The 13,752-nt window shown below is 57.4% G+C and carries 9 protein-coding genes; all 9 read right to left on the bottom strand.

Annotated features, from left to right (window positions below; genetic code table 11):
• Window positions 1–47 precede the first annotated feature (47 nt).
• The 9 genes from fleQ to BLT55_RS12980 all read right to left on the bottom strand — a co-directional run bounded on the left by fleQ (window position 48) and on the right by BLT55_RS12980 (window position 13,684).
• Window positions 48–1,523: a transcriptional regulator FleQ gene (fleQ, locus tag BLT55_RS12940; RefSeq protein WP_007252085.1), complete on the bottom strand. Its 1,476-nt coding sequence runs from the start codon at window positions 1,521–1,523 to the stop codon at window positions 48–50.
• Window positions 1,524–1,804: 281 nt separating this feature from the next.
• Window positions 1,805–2,101, bottom strand: coding sequence for a flagellar protein FliT (gene fliT, locus BLT55_RS12945; RefSeq protein ID WP_007252084.1), 297 nt, complete (start codon window positions 2,099–2,101; stop codon window positions 1,805–1,807).
• A 25-nt stretch (window positions 2,102–2,126) separates the two neighbouring features.
• A complete protein-coding gene (gene fliS, locus BLT55_RS12950; protein WP_007252083.1) occupies window positions 2,127–2,516 on the bottom strand; it encodes a flagellar export chaperone FliS in 390 nt (129 codons plus the stop codon).
• 122 nt (window positions 2,517–2,638) lie between these two features.
• Window positions 2,639–4,120 carry a flagellar filament capping protein FliD gene (gene fliD / locus BLT55_RS12955; RefSeq protein ID WP_055001201.1) on the bottom strand — a complete coding sequence of 494 codons (1,482 nt, stop codon included), beginning with the start codon at window positions 4,118–4,120 and terminating at the stop codon, window positions 2,639–2,641.
• A gap of 83 nt (window positions 4,121–4,203) precedes the next feature.
• The gene (locus BLT55_RS12960) at window positions 4,204–4,602 is read right to left on the bottom strand and encodes a flagellar protein FlaG (RefSeq protein ID WP_007252081.1); all 399 of its coding nucleotides are present in this window, start codon (window positions 4,600–4,602) and stop codon (window positions 4,204–4,206) included.
• 72 nt (window positions 4,603–4,674) lie between these two features.
• Window positions 4,675–5,523 (bottom strand): flagellin domain-containing protein, encoded by an 849-nt coding sequence (locus tag BLT55_RS12965; RefSeq protein ID WP_007252080.1) that lies wholly within the window; start codon window positions 5,521–5,523, stop codon window positions 4,675–4,677.
• Between the two features lie 330 nt (window positions 5,524–5,853).
• Window positions 5,854–6,780, bottom strand: coding sequence for a ketoacyl-ACP synthase III (locus BLT55_RS12970; protein ID WP_054080229.1), 927 nt, complete (start codon window positions 6,778–6,780; stop codon window positions 5,854–5,856).
• 307 nt (window positions 6,781–7,087) lie between these two features.
• On the bottom strand, window positions 7,088–9,997 hold the full coding sequence (locus BLT55_RS12975) for a TIGR00180 family glycosyltransferase (protein ID WP_074800512.1): 2,910 nt from the start codon (window positions 9,995–9,997) through the stop codon (window positions 7,088–7,090).
• 111 nt (window positions 9,998–10,108) lie between these two features.
• Window positions 10,109–13,684: a glycosyltransferase gene (locus BLT55_RS12980; RefSeq protein WP_055001205.1), complete on the bottom strand. Its 3,576-nt coding sequence runs from the start codon at window positions 13,682–13,684 to the stop codon at window positions 10,109–10,111.
• Window positions 13,685–13,752 lie beyond the last annotated feature (68 nt).

The raw sequence follows: 13,752 nt of genomic DNA on the forward strand, positions 1-13,752 counted from the left end.
AAACCCTGAAAATTCAGAGGCTTGATTTTTGGCACTGAAAACCGACGTCAATCCTCCGCCTGTTCGTCACCCTCACGACGGCTCATGCCGTACTTGCGCATCTTCTCCACCAGCGTGGTACGACGAATCCGCAGACGTTCGGCAGCGCGGGCGACAATGCCGTTGGCATCATCCAGCGCCTGCTGAATCAGGCCCTGCTCCAGACCACCGAGGTAGTCCTTGAGGTCCAGCCCTTCTGGCGGCAGCAAGGCACCGGACGCGAAGTTCGGCGTGTGGTTGTTGATGGCCACACGCTCTTCGATGTCGCTGCGCAGGCTGTCGACCATCTGCTCGTCTTCATCATCGACGTAGCGAAACTTCTTCGGCAGCTCCGCCACACCGATCACGCCATACGGGTGCATGATCGCCATGCGCTCGACCAGGTTGGCAAGCTCACGAACGTTACCCGGCCAGGCATGCCGGCACAGCGACATGATCGCGGCCGAATTGAAACGGATCGAGCCGCGCTTTTCGTGCTCCATGCGCGAGATCAGTTCGTTCATCAGCAACGGGATGTCTTCGACCCGCTCACGCAGCGGAGCCATTTCAATCGGGAATACGTTGAGACGGTAATAAAGGTCTTCGCGAAAACTGCCGATCTCGATCATGTTTTCGAGATTCTTGTGCGTCGCGGCAATGATTCGCACGTCGATGCTTTGGGTCTTGTTGCTGCCCACGCGCTCAAACGAGCGCTCCTGCAGCACGCGCAACAGTTTGACCTGCATCGGCAACGGCATATCGCCGATTTCATCGAGAAACAGCGTACCGCCGTTGGCCAGTTCGAAACGCCCGGCACGGCTGGTGATGGCGCCGGTGAAGGCGCCTTTTTCATGGCCGAACAATTCGCTTTCAAGCAGCTCGGCCGGGATCGCACCGCAGTTCACCGGCACGAACGGCGCGTCGCGACGCTTGGAATGGTAGTGCAGGTTACGGGCAACCACTTCCTTGCCGGTCCCCGACTCGCCGAGAATCAGCACGCTGGCGTCGGTGTCGGCCACCTGCTGCATCATTTGCCGCACATGCTGAATCGCGCGACTGGTACCGACCAGGCTGCGAAACAGATTCGGCTCACGATGACGACCACGCTCGCGAGCCTGATCGTACATTTCACGATAGACCTGGGCACGGTGCAGGGAGTCGAGCAATTTGCTGTAGCTCGGCGGCATTTCCAGTACGGAAAGCACACGCCGACGCAGATCCTCCGGCAGCTCGACCGCAGCATTTTCGCTCATCATCAACACAGGAAGGAACTCATCCCACGCTGCGATGGTCTTAAGCAGCCCTTGCAGGGTGCCCGGTGCGCTGACGCTACCGACCAGTACGCACAGCACTTCCCGCGTGGAGGTCAGAGAGCCGACCACCTGCTGCCAGTCCTGGCTTGAGCAGGAAAGGTTTTCTTCGCCAAGAAAATTCAGGATGACCGCCAGATCCCGGCGGCGCTGGCTATCGTCATCGATTAGCAGAATCTTGATTTCACGCCACATGCAATAGCAACTTCCCTAGGGAGACGCTGATTTATTCTAAAACCCAGCTGTTGCCCCCAGATAAATCAAGGCCTCCAGAGCGTTGCAGGGACGAAAAATCGAATAAATCAGCGTCTCCCTAGTCAACTCAATGCCCACCAATTGGGACAACTTGGCAATCTCAGCAGATATAAACCTTGAGACGCCAGAAAATAGTAAACATCACTAGTTAAGTCAAAAAAACGGACACAGTCAAATTTATGGCGAAAATCTCGTCCAGCAATAAAAATGACAATTAAACATTAACCGAAGAGATGGTATACCTTCGTCGCATTTTTGGCATTGTGGATTTTCGACATTTCATCGACAACGGCTTGACGCTCGCCGGTTGCAACATCGATTAATTGTCTGTAAACGCCCAGCAGCTCTTCAAGGTTGCTGCGCAGTGCCGGTTCATCGGCAGGCGGCTCGCCCACCGCCGCGTCGACACACTCACGACAGGCCTGATCAAGCTTGCCGATCGCCTCCCAGTCGCGCTCGGCCAGTGCACCTACCAAGGCTTCACGGGTTTCTTCGATACGCTTGAGCGCAGCACTCATTTTTATTCTCCTCGAAAGCAGCAGGTTATTGCAGGGTACCGATCGCGTCCCAGCCTTCCTTGACAGTGATCAGCAAGCCTGCGACCTCATCAAGAATCTTCTGATCGTTACGGGCACTGGCCTCGGCCAGGCGCGCCATCATGTAGTGATAGAGGCTGTCCTGCCTGACCAGGCTTTCGCTGGGCGTGCCCTCGAGGTTCAGCCCTTCGCGCAACCCGCCAACGATGCCGATGGCCTTGCTGATGAACACACCCTTGTTGGCGAAGTCGTTGCGCGCCATTGCGCCTTTAGCCTGAGCGATGCGGTCAAGGCCACCTTCCATCAGCATCTGCACCAGACGATGAGGGCTGGCTTCCGAAGCCTGAGCCTGGGCGCCGATTTTTTGATACTGCCGCAACGCTAACATCGGATTCATAATGACCTCGAGACGCACTCAGAAAGTTTGATACTCAGGCTATCGACGTACAGCGCCTAAACTTTAGCCCAAAAGCAAGAACCCGACGCAGGGTCGGGTTCTTGGCACTTCGGTAAAAAGGCTTATGACGCGCTCTTTTGAGCGTTCATCGCCTCGAAGATCGACGTGATGCTACTGCTCGACGCTCTGAGCTGACCGACCAGCAGGTCCATCTTGTTGTACTTCGCCTTCAACACCTCAGTCAACGAGGTGATACGCAGTTCCAGCGCTTCCTGATCCTTGGCCAGCCTTGCATTCACCTTGTTCAGACTGGTCGTCTTGGTGGCCAGAATGCCATCGGCCTTGGTGTAGGGTTCGAGCGCTTTACTCATGCGTGCGATCAAACCGCCATCCACCAGCGTGCCGTCAGCTTTTTTAGCGCCGGTGCCATTAAACAACGCCTGGATCTGCCCACCAAGCTTTTTGTCGACCAGTGCCGTGGTCAACTGAGCTGTATCCAGTGACAACTTGCCGTCAGCCTGTTGGGTCTTGATCCCCAACTGAGCGAGAGAGCCAAGACCGGAATTCGATGTGGCGGTAGCAATCTGGTCACGCACCGCTGCCAGCAAGCCACGCGGCGTCGCATCACCGGTCAGAGACGCAGGTGTAAAGGCACCGTTGGCAGCGACAGAGCCCTTGGTCAAAGAACCGACCAGCGTGACCAGAGTATTGTAGGAGTCGACGAAAGACTGCAGCGACGTCTTCAAGCCTTCGGTATTGGTGGCCACCGTGATAGTGGTGGTTGACGCAGCCGCTGTACTCGGCGCAATCAGATCAAATGAAAGACCGGAAATAGCGGTGCTTACTGTATTCGTCTTGCTGGTCAGGCTCAGACCATCAATAGAGAACACGGCATCCTTCGCCACATCGATAATCGCTCCCGCACCAGGAATCGGATTACCACTTGCATCGGTCGCCGTACTGGTGTCCTTCATCAGCTTGGTGCCGTCAATGTTCAACGCTTCCTGGCCCGCTGCACCCTTGACCGATATATCACTGCCCGCGCCGGTAGTGGTCGAACTGAACACCAGCCTTGAGCCGTTGTTGTCATTGATGATGTTGGCAGTAATACCTTTGCCCTGCAGCGACGAGTTGATCTGGTCGCGCACCTCTTGCAGGGTGGAAGCCTGACCAATCTCAACCTTTTGGGTAGTGCCATTCTGAGTGATTTCCAGAGTACCACTCGGAATGGCACTGGCTTGCGCCGAAGTAAGCGCAGCTGTGGAGACCTTCGAAGCAGAAGCCAGGTTGGTGACATTAATGGCATAGGTGCCATTGACGGCCGTGTTGCTCGCCGTGGCCTTGACCATTGCATCGTTGGATGACGTAGCGGCAAAACCCTGAAACGCAGGCGTGCTGCTACTGAGCGTATCCAGAGTCTTCTGGAACGCGGCAAGTGCGGACGTCAGCTGGCTAACGCCTGACAGCGACGCTTTGGTAGCAGATGTCTGCTGGTCGATCTGGGTCTGTTTCGGCGCTCTTTCAGCCGCCACCAGCCCTTCGACAATTGCAGTGATTTGCAGACCTGACCCCAGGCCTGTGGTAGGTACAATCGGACTTGCCATGGTGCTTCTCCCTTCAAAAATGTCGCGGGCCGTACTGCCTTTTCAAGAGGCTCGTAACCCGACAACAAATACCGTACCGGCGATCAGGCCTTGGCGCGGAACAACAAACTGTTCGCATCACTCAGGCTATCGGCCAGTTTCAGGATTTCTGCATTGGGAATCTGTCTGACTACTTCACCGGAGTCGCTTGCAATCACCTTGACGATCACTTTGCCAGAGTCTTCGTCGATCGAAAACTCAAGATTACGATTCACCGTATGAAAGAATTTCTGGATATCCTCGGCGGCCGCCTTGACCTTGGCGTCGTCTGGAGAACCTTCTTTATCCTTAGGCAGATCAGAACCTTTACTTTCGGCCGTGGCAGCAACACGCTCTACGGGCCTGGCATCGGCAGGCTTATCGACCGACGGGTCGGCCACAGCAGCCTGACTTGCCGGTTGAACGGCCGGATAAGACAAGGTCAATTTCACACTCATATCCATGACCATCACCTCTGAAAGTAAAAAAGCGAGAGAGCACTGTTAAGCACTCCCCCGCTAAAACTCATGCCGATATTACTGAAGCAGTTTCAGTACAGCGGATGGCAGCTGGTTAGCCTGCGCCAGAACAGAGGTGGAAGCCTGTTGCAGAGTCTGTTGCTTGGTCAACTGTGCAGTTTCAGCAGCGAAGTCGGTATCTTCGATACGGCTCAGTGCCTGACTGGCGTTGGCGTTGATGTTCTGCAGGTTGGAGATGGTGCTGGTCAGACGGTTTTGTACAGCACCCAGATCGGAACGGGTGTTGTTGATGGTCGACAGAGCCGAGTCGATTGCAGCGATCGCGGCGGAGAAGTTGGTCTCTGCAGCAGCACTGTTGGAACCGACGATGGTGATTGCCGAACCGACACCCATGGTGTTTGCGTCAAAGCTGGCGCTCAGAGTGACCGAAATCTGGTTCGAAGCGCCGGAGTCTGCACCCACCTGGAAAGTCATGGTGCTGGCCGAACCGTCGAGCAGGTTCTTGCCGTTCAGGTTAGTACTTTGAGCGATACGGGTCAGTTCCAGACTCATCTGCGCGAATTCTTTGTTCAGCGCATCACGACCTTCTGAACTGTTACTGTCGTTTCGCGATTGAACAGCCAGTTCACGCATACGCTGCAGAATGCTGACCGACTCTTGCAGTGCACCTTCAGTGGTCTGCACGATCGAGATGCCGTCGTTGGCGTTTTTCATTGCCACTGTCTGGCCGCGGATCTGCGAAGTGATCTTGGTTTGCGTTACGCTACCACCAGCATCATCCGAGGCGGTGTTGATTTTCTTACCGGTGGACAGACGCTCCATCGATTTCGACAGTGCGTCAGAAGCGCGGCCCAGGTTCTTCTGGACGTTCAACGATGTTACGTTGGTGTTTACTGTTAAAGCCATGATGAATTCCTCGGTGGTTTGGTACTACGTGGCTTCCGGCCCCTGCAAGCTGCCGGGTGTGCCTAGAGAACCTTCGTAATAGTTATCGTCGCAATAGCAGGTTGCTTGAGTGTTTTTTTTTAATATTTTGCCATCACACTGCCACCCCTTATAAAACAAGGGCTTGGCGCATAAGCACACGCCTGGAAAGCGAGAAATTCATCAATACTAAGAAGGGAGGACAAGCAGGGTCGTCAGGGACCAAAGTTCAAACTGTGACGTGGTTCACTCTTTAATATAAAAGCGCCTGAGGAATAATCCGCAGGCGCTTTTTTGTGGGGCTTTGTCGACTCAGCCTTTATAGATAATGGCAGACCCCCAGGACAGTCCTACCCCAAAGCCACTCAGGGCGACCCGCTTCCATGAAGAGCCCAGCACGTGCTTTTCAATCAGCAGCGGAATGCTCGAAGACACGGTATTGCCTGTCTCGACCATGTCTTTGAGAAACTTCTCGGGCTTGTCCTCGAAACGACGCGCAACGGCGTCGACAATTGCGGCACTGCCCTGGTGAATGCAAAAGGCATCGATATCATCAGGCGTCAGGTCCGACTCGGCCAACAGCTCATGCAGATGCGCAGGCACTTTCAACAAGGCAAAATTGAACACCTGACGGCCGTTCATGAAGAAAATGCCGTTGCTGACCTTGAGGTGCGGCGCGCCGGAACCGTCGGTGCCGAACTTCGCCTTGCCCAATTGCCAGTCAGCGCCCTCGCCCATCCAGGTGGCGGTGGCCGCGTCGCCGAACAGCATGGTGGTGTTGCGGTCTTCCGGATCGACAATTTTCGAATACGGGTCGGCGGTGATCAGCAGACCGTTCTTCAGGCCTGCCGCCTCCATGAAGCCTTTGAGCGCATAAATACCGTAGACATAGCCGGAACAACCCAGAGAAATATCGAACGCGGCGACATTGGTCGACAGGCCCAGTTTGTCCTGGACGATGGCCGCGGTATGCGGCAAACCTTCCTCGTCGCCGTTCTGAGTGACGACGATCAGCACATCAATGCTTTCGCGCTGAAGCTGCGGGTTGTTGGCAAACAGCGTATTGGCCGCTTCAACGCACAGATCGGAGGTTTCCTGGCCAGCGTCTTTGCGCGGCAGGAACGTGGAGCCAATCTTCCCGAGGATGAAGTCTTCATCCTTGCCGAATCTGGCGCCTTGAGCGTAGTTATCAACACCTGCAACAGGCACGTAACTCGCTATGCTTTTAATGCCAATCATCATGGCTTCCCGATGAGTAAACAGGTCATTTTCCGTCCTGACAAAATCAGGGCGCTACCGAATAGAGGTGATTTACAGACATTTTCAGGGCGCTTGGCACGTTAAAGCAAGTCAGGCGCATGTCGCTCCCTGTAACACACTACAGTGAAGATGCACTTTATGACCTGCAGGTCACTCCAGTTTGCATGCTTTGCGTCAATTTGCGTCGGGGAAAAGCGCGCGCGAGCCTGACAGGCGGCCCCTTGCGAAGAGGTTTGAAAAGCAGAGAACCGGCTGCAAAGCAGCCGGTTTCACACGCGCAGGCGGCTCAGCCAGCCAGAGTGAAGCCCGGACCGTCGAGATCCAGATTGGCGTTGTAGGCTTCATCCTGGGCGAACTGCGCCGACCATTTGTCCATCAGCGCAGCGCGCGCGTGCTCCGGCGCATGCACGACACCGGAATGCACCACCTGAACATGCGGCGTCCACACGGTGAGGTAACCGGCCTGAGCGGCCTTGAGGCACAGATCCACATCGCCCAGCGCTTCAGCGAATGCGTCCTCGTCCAGCCCGCCCAGCCCGTTATACAGTTCCTTGGCAATCATCAGGCACGCCGATGAAACGGCGGAATAATTCTGCTCCACCACCAGGCGCTGCATGTAGCCGGTGGATGTCTTCGACTCGCCGACAAAGCCAGAACCTACGCCGCCATTAAGGCCCAGAATCAGGCCGGCCTGTGTCACCGCGCCTTCACGGTCAACCAGCTTGGCGCCCACCACACCCACTTCCGGGCGTTGCGCCTGATTGAGCAGGGATTCGATCCAGCCGACGTTGACGATCTGACTTTCAGCATCCAGCAGGATCAGGTATTCGCCCGTGGCTTCCTGACTGAGCAGATTGCGCAGGGCCGCCGGGCTCATGCGCTGCGCGGCGCGGAGCACGCGCACGCGACCGGAAACCTGTTCCTGCCTGTCGAGCCAGGTCGACAGTTCGGCAGACGTGCTGGCGTTGTCACCGATCAGCACTTCGTAACGCTGATAGCGGGTCCGTTGCAGGACGCTTTGCAGGCAGCGTTGCAAGTCAGCCAGGTTGTCCTGGCTGTGCAGCAGGATCGACACCTGTGGCCGATGGGTGTGGCGATAATCGATCTTGTAAGTGCCGGGCTGCACTGAAGTGACTTCAGCCTGATAACCCCGCTTGCCAAGGTGGCGCTTGAGCGCTTTCTGTTCGTCGGGATTGTCTTCCAGCGCAGGGGCATCACAGATCAGCAGCGGCTCGCTCAGATGGGCCAGGCCGCTCATGCCGCCCAGCTCGATCAAGCGCAGCAGCAGATCGAATTCCAGCGCCTTGGGTAATTCACGCGAATAGCCGCCCGCCTCCACCAGCACATCGCAGCGGATCAGCCAATGGCGTGCCATCAGGGCGGGCAGGCTTTGCAGCAGGTCCAGATTGAAACCCGGGCGGAACACCGGGGCCAGGGTGCCGTTGGATTGACGCTGGATTTCGTCGACCGCCACCGCGCGGCACTCGGCCGCGTCAACCAGCTCGGCACTGGCCAGCAACAGGCCGCTGCGGGTGAACTCTTCACCTGCCTGGGCCAGCATCAGCCAGTCGCTGGGGGACTGTTTGATGATCTGATTGATCTTGTCGACGTAATTGCTTTCGGTGACTTTCACGAAATGCAGGGTGTTGTGCAATGTGGTGACTGCCGGCAACTCTCCCGTCGTGAACACCACCACTTTGAACGCCTTGTAATGGCTGTTGATCAGGCTGTCGAACGTTGCCTGGAGCTTGAACATGTCTGCGTCCAGGTCCAGCAGCAAAATACCGATCTGCGAGCCGGCCGGTGCACTGGCGAGCTTTTCGGTGATCTGCTTGACGGCGTCAGGGGTCGGATTACGCGAATCGAGCCAGTTGAGAAGCCGGCCAGAGGCCATACCATCGAGCAGTCGGCCGTTGTCAAAAGCGCAAGCGGCCTGCAAACGCTCACCCCAGGCAGAAACAAGCGCCAGCTGCTCCTCGCTGTGTTTGTCTTCTTTGCTGCTGCTCAGTTCTCTGGCAAGGCTCTGCACGAGGCCTAGATTGAACGCGTAGGTCTCGTAGGCCTGCCACAGACGGCTGAGTTTCGTTTCAGCATCCGGGTTGCTTTGCTCGCGCAGCAATTCGGCCTGTTTGAGCAGAGCCGCTTCAAGCGCCTCCATCTGCAATCGGCCTGCCGGCATGACGTGAATCAGGAATTCGATGTGGGCCAGCTCGTCGAACAGTGGCTGGTTGTAAAACGGCAATTCAACGAACTGCCGAGGTTCGAACAACGCGTCCGACTGCTCAAGGGCAACGTTCCAGACCGCGCTGATGAGTTTTTCATCCGCCTGAAACCCCTCAGTCTTGAGACGTTCCGCCATGGCAGCGAGCCCGGCCAGGATGTGCTGTACGCCTTGCGTGCCATTCAGGCCCGATTCGTCGCCCAATACCGAAACCAGTTTCTTGGCAAATGCCTCTCGGGTCGCCTTGGCTTTGGGATCAACATGCCTGACCGCAGCGACAATGCCAGCGCCATGGCGCTGCTCTGCGTCCTTGCCCGGCGTGAAATGCAGCGCATACGGAATCGGCAGAATGCGCAGGCGCGCAGCCGCCGCCAGATAACTCATGTGACCGATTTCCTGCCAATGCAGCTCGGTGTCTTCAGCAACCGAAGCGAACCACTGCTGCGCCAGTTCAGTCCGCGTCACTGCGCTGAGCAACGACAGGCCCTGGCCCATGAAACTCGACACGCGCTCGCCAGCGTCATCGGACGCATAGTCTTCGCAGGTCTTACGATCGCGACGGAAATAATCCACTTTATCGACATGGGCTTGATAGTTCAGGCTGTAGCCCTGACAGGCGCCGTAGGTCTGATTGGCTTCAAGAAAGCTCAAAGCAGCATTCAATGCGTCTGCCAGCAGGAAGCTGTCGACCGGCGCCTGGACCACGAACGGTGTGGTGACATGCTTGAGGCCCTCGGCAATCCTGGCGCTGAGGCTGGCCTCGGTCAGCGCTGGGTGCTGCACATAAAGCAGGCCGGAGGTGCCCGCAATATCGGCATCCGGCTGGCCGGATGCGTCGACCACCACCACGCTGCAGGGAAAGTCGCTGTAATACTTCAAGGCGCGGCGCAGAAAATCCGGCTGCTCCTTGGCCACCAACAGCAAGGTCAGACGCTGATTCAGAGCGGTGTGTTCATTTCCCGAATGGTTTTGCATGATCTTTCCTTATAACGAATCGAGTGCGCCTTCAACCCGCAGCAGGCGTTGAAGCAAGAGCGTAACGTGGCGCCAGCCAGCCATCCGCTGGCGCGTGATCAAACGATCGGATCAGTCCGGCAGCCAGCCGTTAGCCCAATATTGCAGGTTTTCACCGCGCAGCATGAAGTCGCGTAACACGGTCTCGCACAGTTCGTCGCCCATACGGTAACTGGCATCGGGATCGGAGAGGTGCATGCGAATCGCCTGCAACCACTCGTCCGGGCTGTTGGTGTACACGCGGGTGGCCGGCAGATGGCCGCGATAGGCCTCGGTGTCGGAGCAAATGACCGGGTAGCCGCACGCGCCGTATTCCAGCAGCCTGAGATTACTTTTGCAGTCGTTGAAGATATGGAATTCCAGCGGCGCCAGTGCCAGATCGAGATTCAGGCTGGCCAGCTTGGCCGGATAGGTCTTGAGGCTGACCGCAGTATGAAATTCGTGAATGAAGGGCTTGAGGATATCCGGGCACATGCCGAAAAACACCCACTCCACCTCATCGGCCAGCTCACGTACCACATCGACAATCAACTCCAGGTCGCCCCGATGGCTGGTGCCCCCGCCCCAGCCGATACGCGGCTTGCCGGAACTGCGGCGCTGACTTCTGAGGTTGCTCCACAGCTGGGTCGCCAGCATGTTCGGCACCACCCGGATATCGCTGTGCATGCTCGACAGCACCTCGGCCAGCGGGTGTGTCGACACCACCACACGGTCGCACAGGCCGATACCCTTGCGCAGCATCGCACCGATATTGTCGGGCATGTTGCGCCTGTGCTCGTTGCGCTCGGGTACATCGGCAATGTAATCGTCGAGTTCGAAAATACGCATGGCGTTCGAGTAGTTCTTTGCCAGCTCGATATCCGGAACCTTGGCTTCGGTGTAGCGGCCCTGAAAGACAATCACGTCGGGAGACTGGCGCTCTATCTCTACCGGCGATGCAGTCTCGTAGGTCATGCGACCCACTACCCGCCCGGCGGCCATCAGCTCCAGCAGTGGCTGGCTGACCCGGTAATGCCCCACGGCCGAAGAGTTGACCGCCATGCCGAGAATGGAAGGCAGATGACGGCTGCAGAACGGATCCCAGCCCACCAGCAGACCAGGGTTAAGAGCGAACGACAGCGTTTCGTTGAGATGCAGGTTAGGGTTGTACGCCTCATCCCTGGCCATTTTCGGCAACCATTTCTGGAAGAACGATTTCTGCTCGTTATCCAGCGCCTGACGAGATGCCTCGTTGCGTTCAGCGGCAGCAGGCTCGGACAGTACCAGTGCAGAATCGGGTGTGCCGACGATCAGGTAACCCTCGCGCCTGACCCGCAAACACAGGTCCAGATCCTGCAGGCCCTGAGTGAAGGTGGCGGCTTCCATCTGGCCCACGGTGTCGAATACTTCTTTGCGCACCATCAGGCAATTGCCGCTGACCGCACTCCAGTTCTGCGTCAGTTGCAGACGCTGCATATAACCGCGCGCCTGCGCCGGAAAGTTGATGAAGGGCCGCCCGGCCAGACCGTCCATGCCCATCACCATGCCTGCGTACAGAATAGTGCCTTGCGGGTTGAGAATACGCGGGCCAACGATGCCGACTTCCGGGCGCTGAGCATGGCTGACCATTCCCTGCAGCCAGCCGGCCTGATAAATAACGGCGTGCGGGCTGAACATCAGCAGGTAGTCACCACGGGCATGGCGGGCAGCATGGTTCTGCGCCGCGGCTTCGCTGCCCGCGTCAGACAACGAGAGAATCTGCAGCTTGTCACTGCCCAACTGGCCCATTGCTGCAAACCAGGCTTGCGCCTCGGCGCTTTCGCTGGCGTTGTTGACGATCAGCACTTCGTAATGCGGGTAGCTTGTGTTGCTGAGAAGACTGTCCAGACAGCGTTCCAGAGCAGTCAACTGATCCCTGGCGGTGATGATGATCGACACCAGCGGCAGCGACGGATGCAGGTATTCGACGCGATTCAGCAGCGGCAGATGATCATGGTGAATCACATGCTCCCTGCCGATACGCGTCAGGTGCGCCGATACCAGCGGTTCGTTGTGTTCGATGACCTGAGGCAGCGACAGCCAGTCGGCAAACGCCAGGCGCGATTCGACCTGAACTTCGGCGATGTGCTCGATGGTCTGTGGCCCTGCACCCTCGACCAGACGCCAGATGACATCATGCGGGGCCAGTTCATCGTGGGCCGGATCGAACCCGCCCATGTCCAGCAAGTTGCGGCGTTCAAATGCCAGCGTGCGCCCGACATAAGGATAGGCGCGCAGCAGGTCGAGATTGAAACCGGGTTTGAAAATCGGCTCTCTGGATTCGTCGTCGACCAACGCCCCTTCATCGCTGTAGATGCACAACAGGCCGGAGGTCTGCGCGATGCGCTCGGCCAGCACCAGCAGCGCAGGCTGCGTCAGGCGGTCGCCGGCCCGCAGCAGATAAACCCAGTCGGCGCTGTCCAGCAGCGGCAATACGTCATTTAACTGCCGCGACCAGTCTGGCTGCAGAGAGAAACGCAGCACCTGCGGGTCATCAACGTTAGCATTGGTCAGCACGACTACTGAGTCGGCGGCGTAATCCTGTTCGGCAATGCTGCGCAACGTGATGTCCAGCCCTTCGACGTCGCCCTCGGGATCGATGATCACCGGGACAATGCGCGGCTGCCAGGCCCAGCTTCCGATTCGTCGCTCGAGCAGCTTCTTTTGCGGAGCAGAAAATTGGCGGCACGACAGCCACTCGGCGTACAGTTCTGCGTAGCTGTCACTGCGGCTGCCGACCCGGCTCATCATGACGCCTTGACGACTGGCCATCACCCCATAAAGGCCGACCTCATCCCACTCGCGCGGCTCTTCGAGCGCCATTCGCAATGGCAGGAAACGAACCCAGCCGTCGGCAGGTGCGCCTTCGCCACTGCGTGCCTTGAGCATTTCGTTCAGCCAGCCCCATTCGGTGGTAGCTTTTTGCAGCATGTCTGGCCGACTACTAAAGCTACCCGGGTATAGCCGCTCGACGCTCTCCACATTGTTCAGCACAATCAGGTTGCCACGTCGCAGCAGGCAGATAAACAGCGTGAAATCCAGCAATGCGACAAAGCCCTGTCCTGGCACAGCAAGGGACGGCAGGTATTCCAGCACGTCGGCACGGCGCATCAGCGCGCCGCTGAAACCGCCCAGGTAGTTGCGTGGCGTGCGCTCGAAAATCGCCAGCATGTCCTCGCCTTTGAACACGGCGTCGTACGGCACCAGACCGACGTTTTCCATGCGCGCCGGCAGTACATAATCATCGACGTCCACCAGATGGCGTTTGCTGACAACCAGCTGAACATCCTTGTACGTATCCAGGGTTTGCGCCTGATGCGCAACGCAATGGGTGTAGAGGCGGTCATCATCGCAGAGAAACTTGATGTACTCGCCATCAGCTTCTTCCAGGCACTTGAGCAGATTCCCTTGAAAACCCAGACACCGAGGGTTGCCCACGTAACGCGCACGATCACTGCCCGCAGAAACCAACTCGTCAAAAATCACTTTGATCTCATCGGTACGGCAATCGTCACAGACAATGATTTCGATATTGCTGTAGGTCTGGTCCAGAGCACTTTGCAGCGCAGCACGGAAGAAACGTGGATTGAGGGCGGGGATGACGATACTGACGAGGGGGACTGAATTCACTATTACAGACTCGTGAGCGGCGGAGAACCCGCCAGTCGGCCGGTCCCCCTCACCGCTGATAAAAGACG

Source organism: Pseudomonas cannabina (genome assembly GCF_900100365.1).
GTDB classification, from domain to species: Bacteria; Pseudomonadota; Gammaproteobacteria; order Pseudomonadales; family Pseudomonadaceae; genus Aquipseudomonas; species Aquipseudomonas cannabina.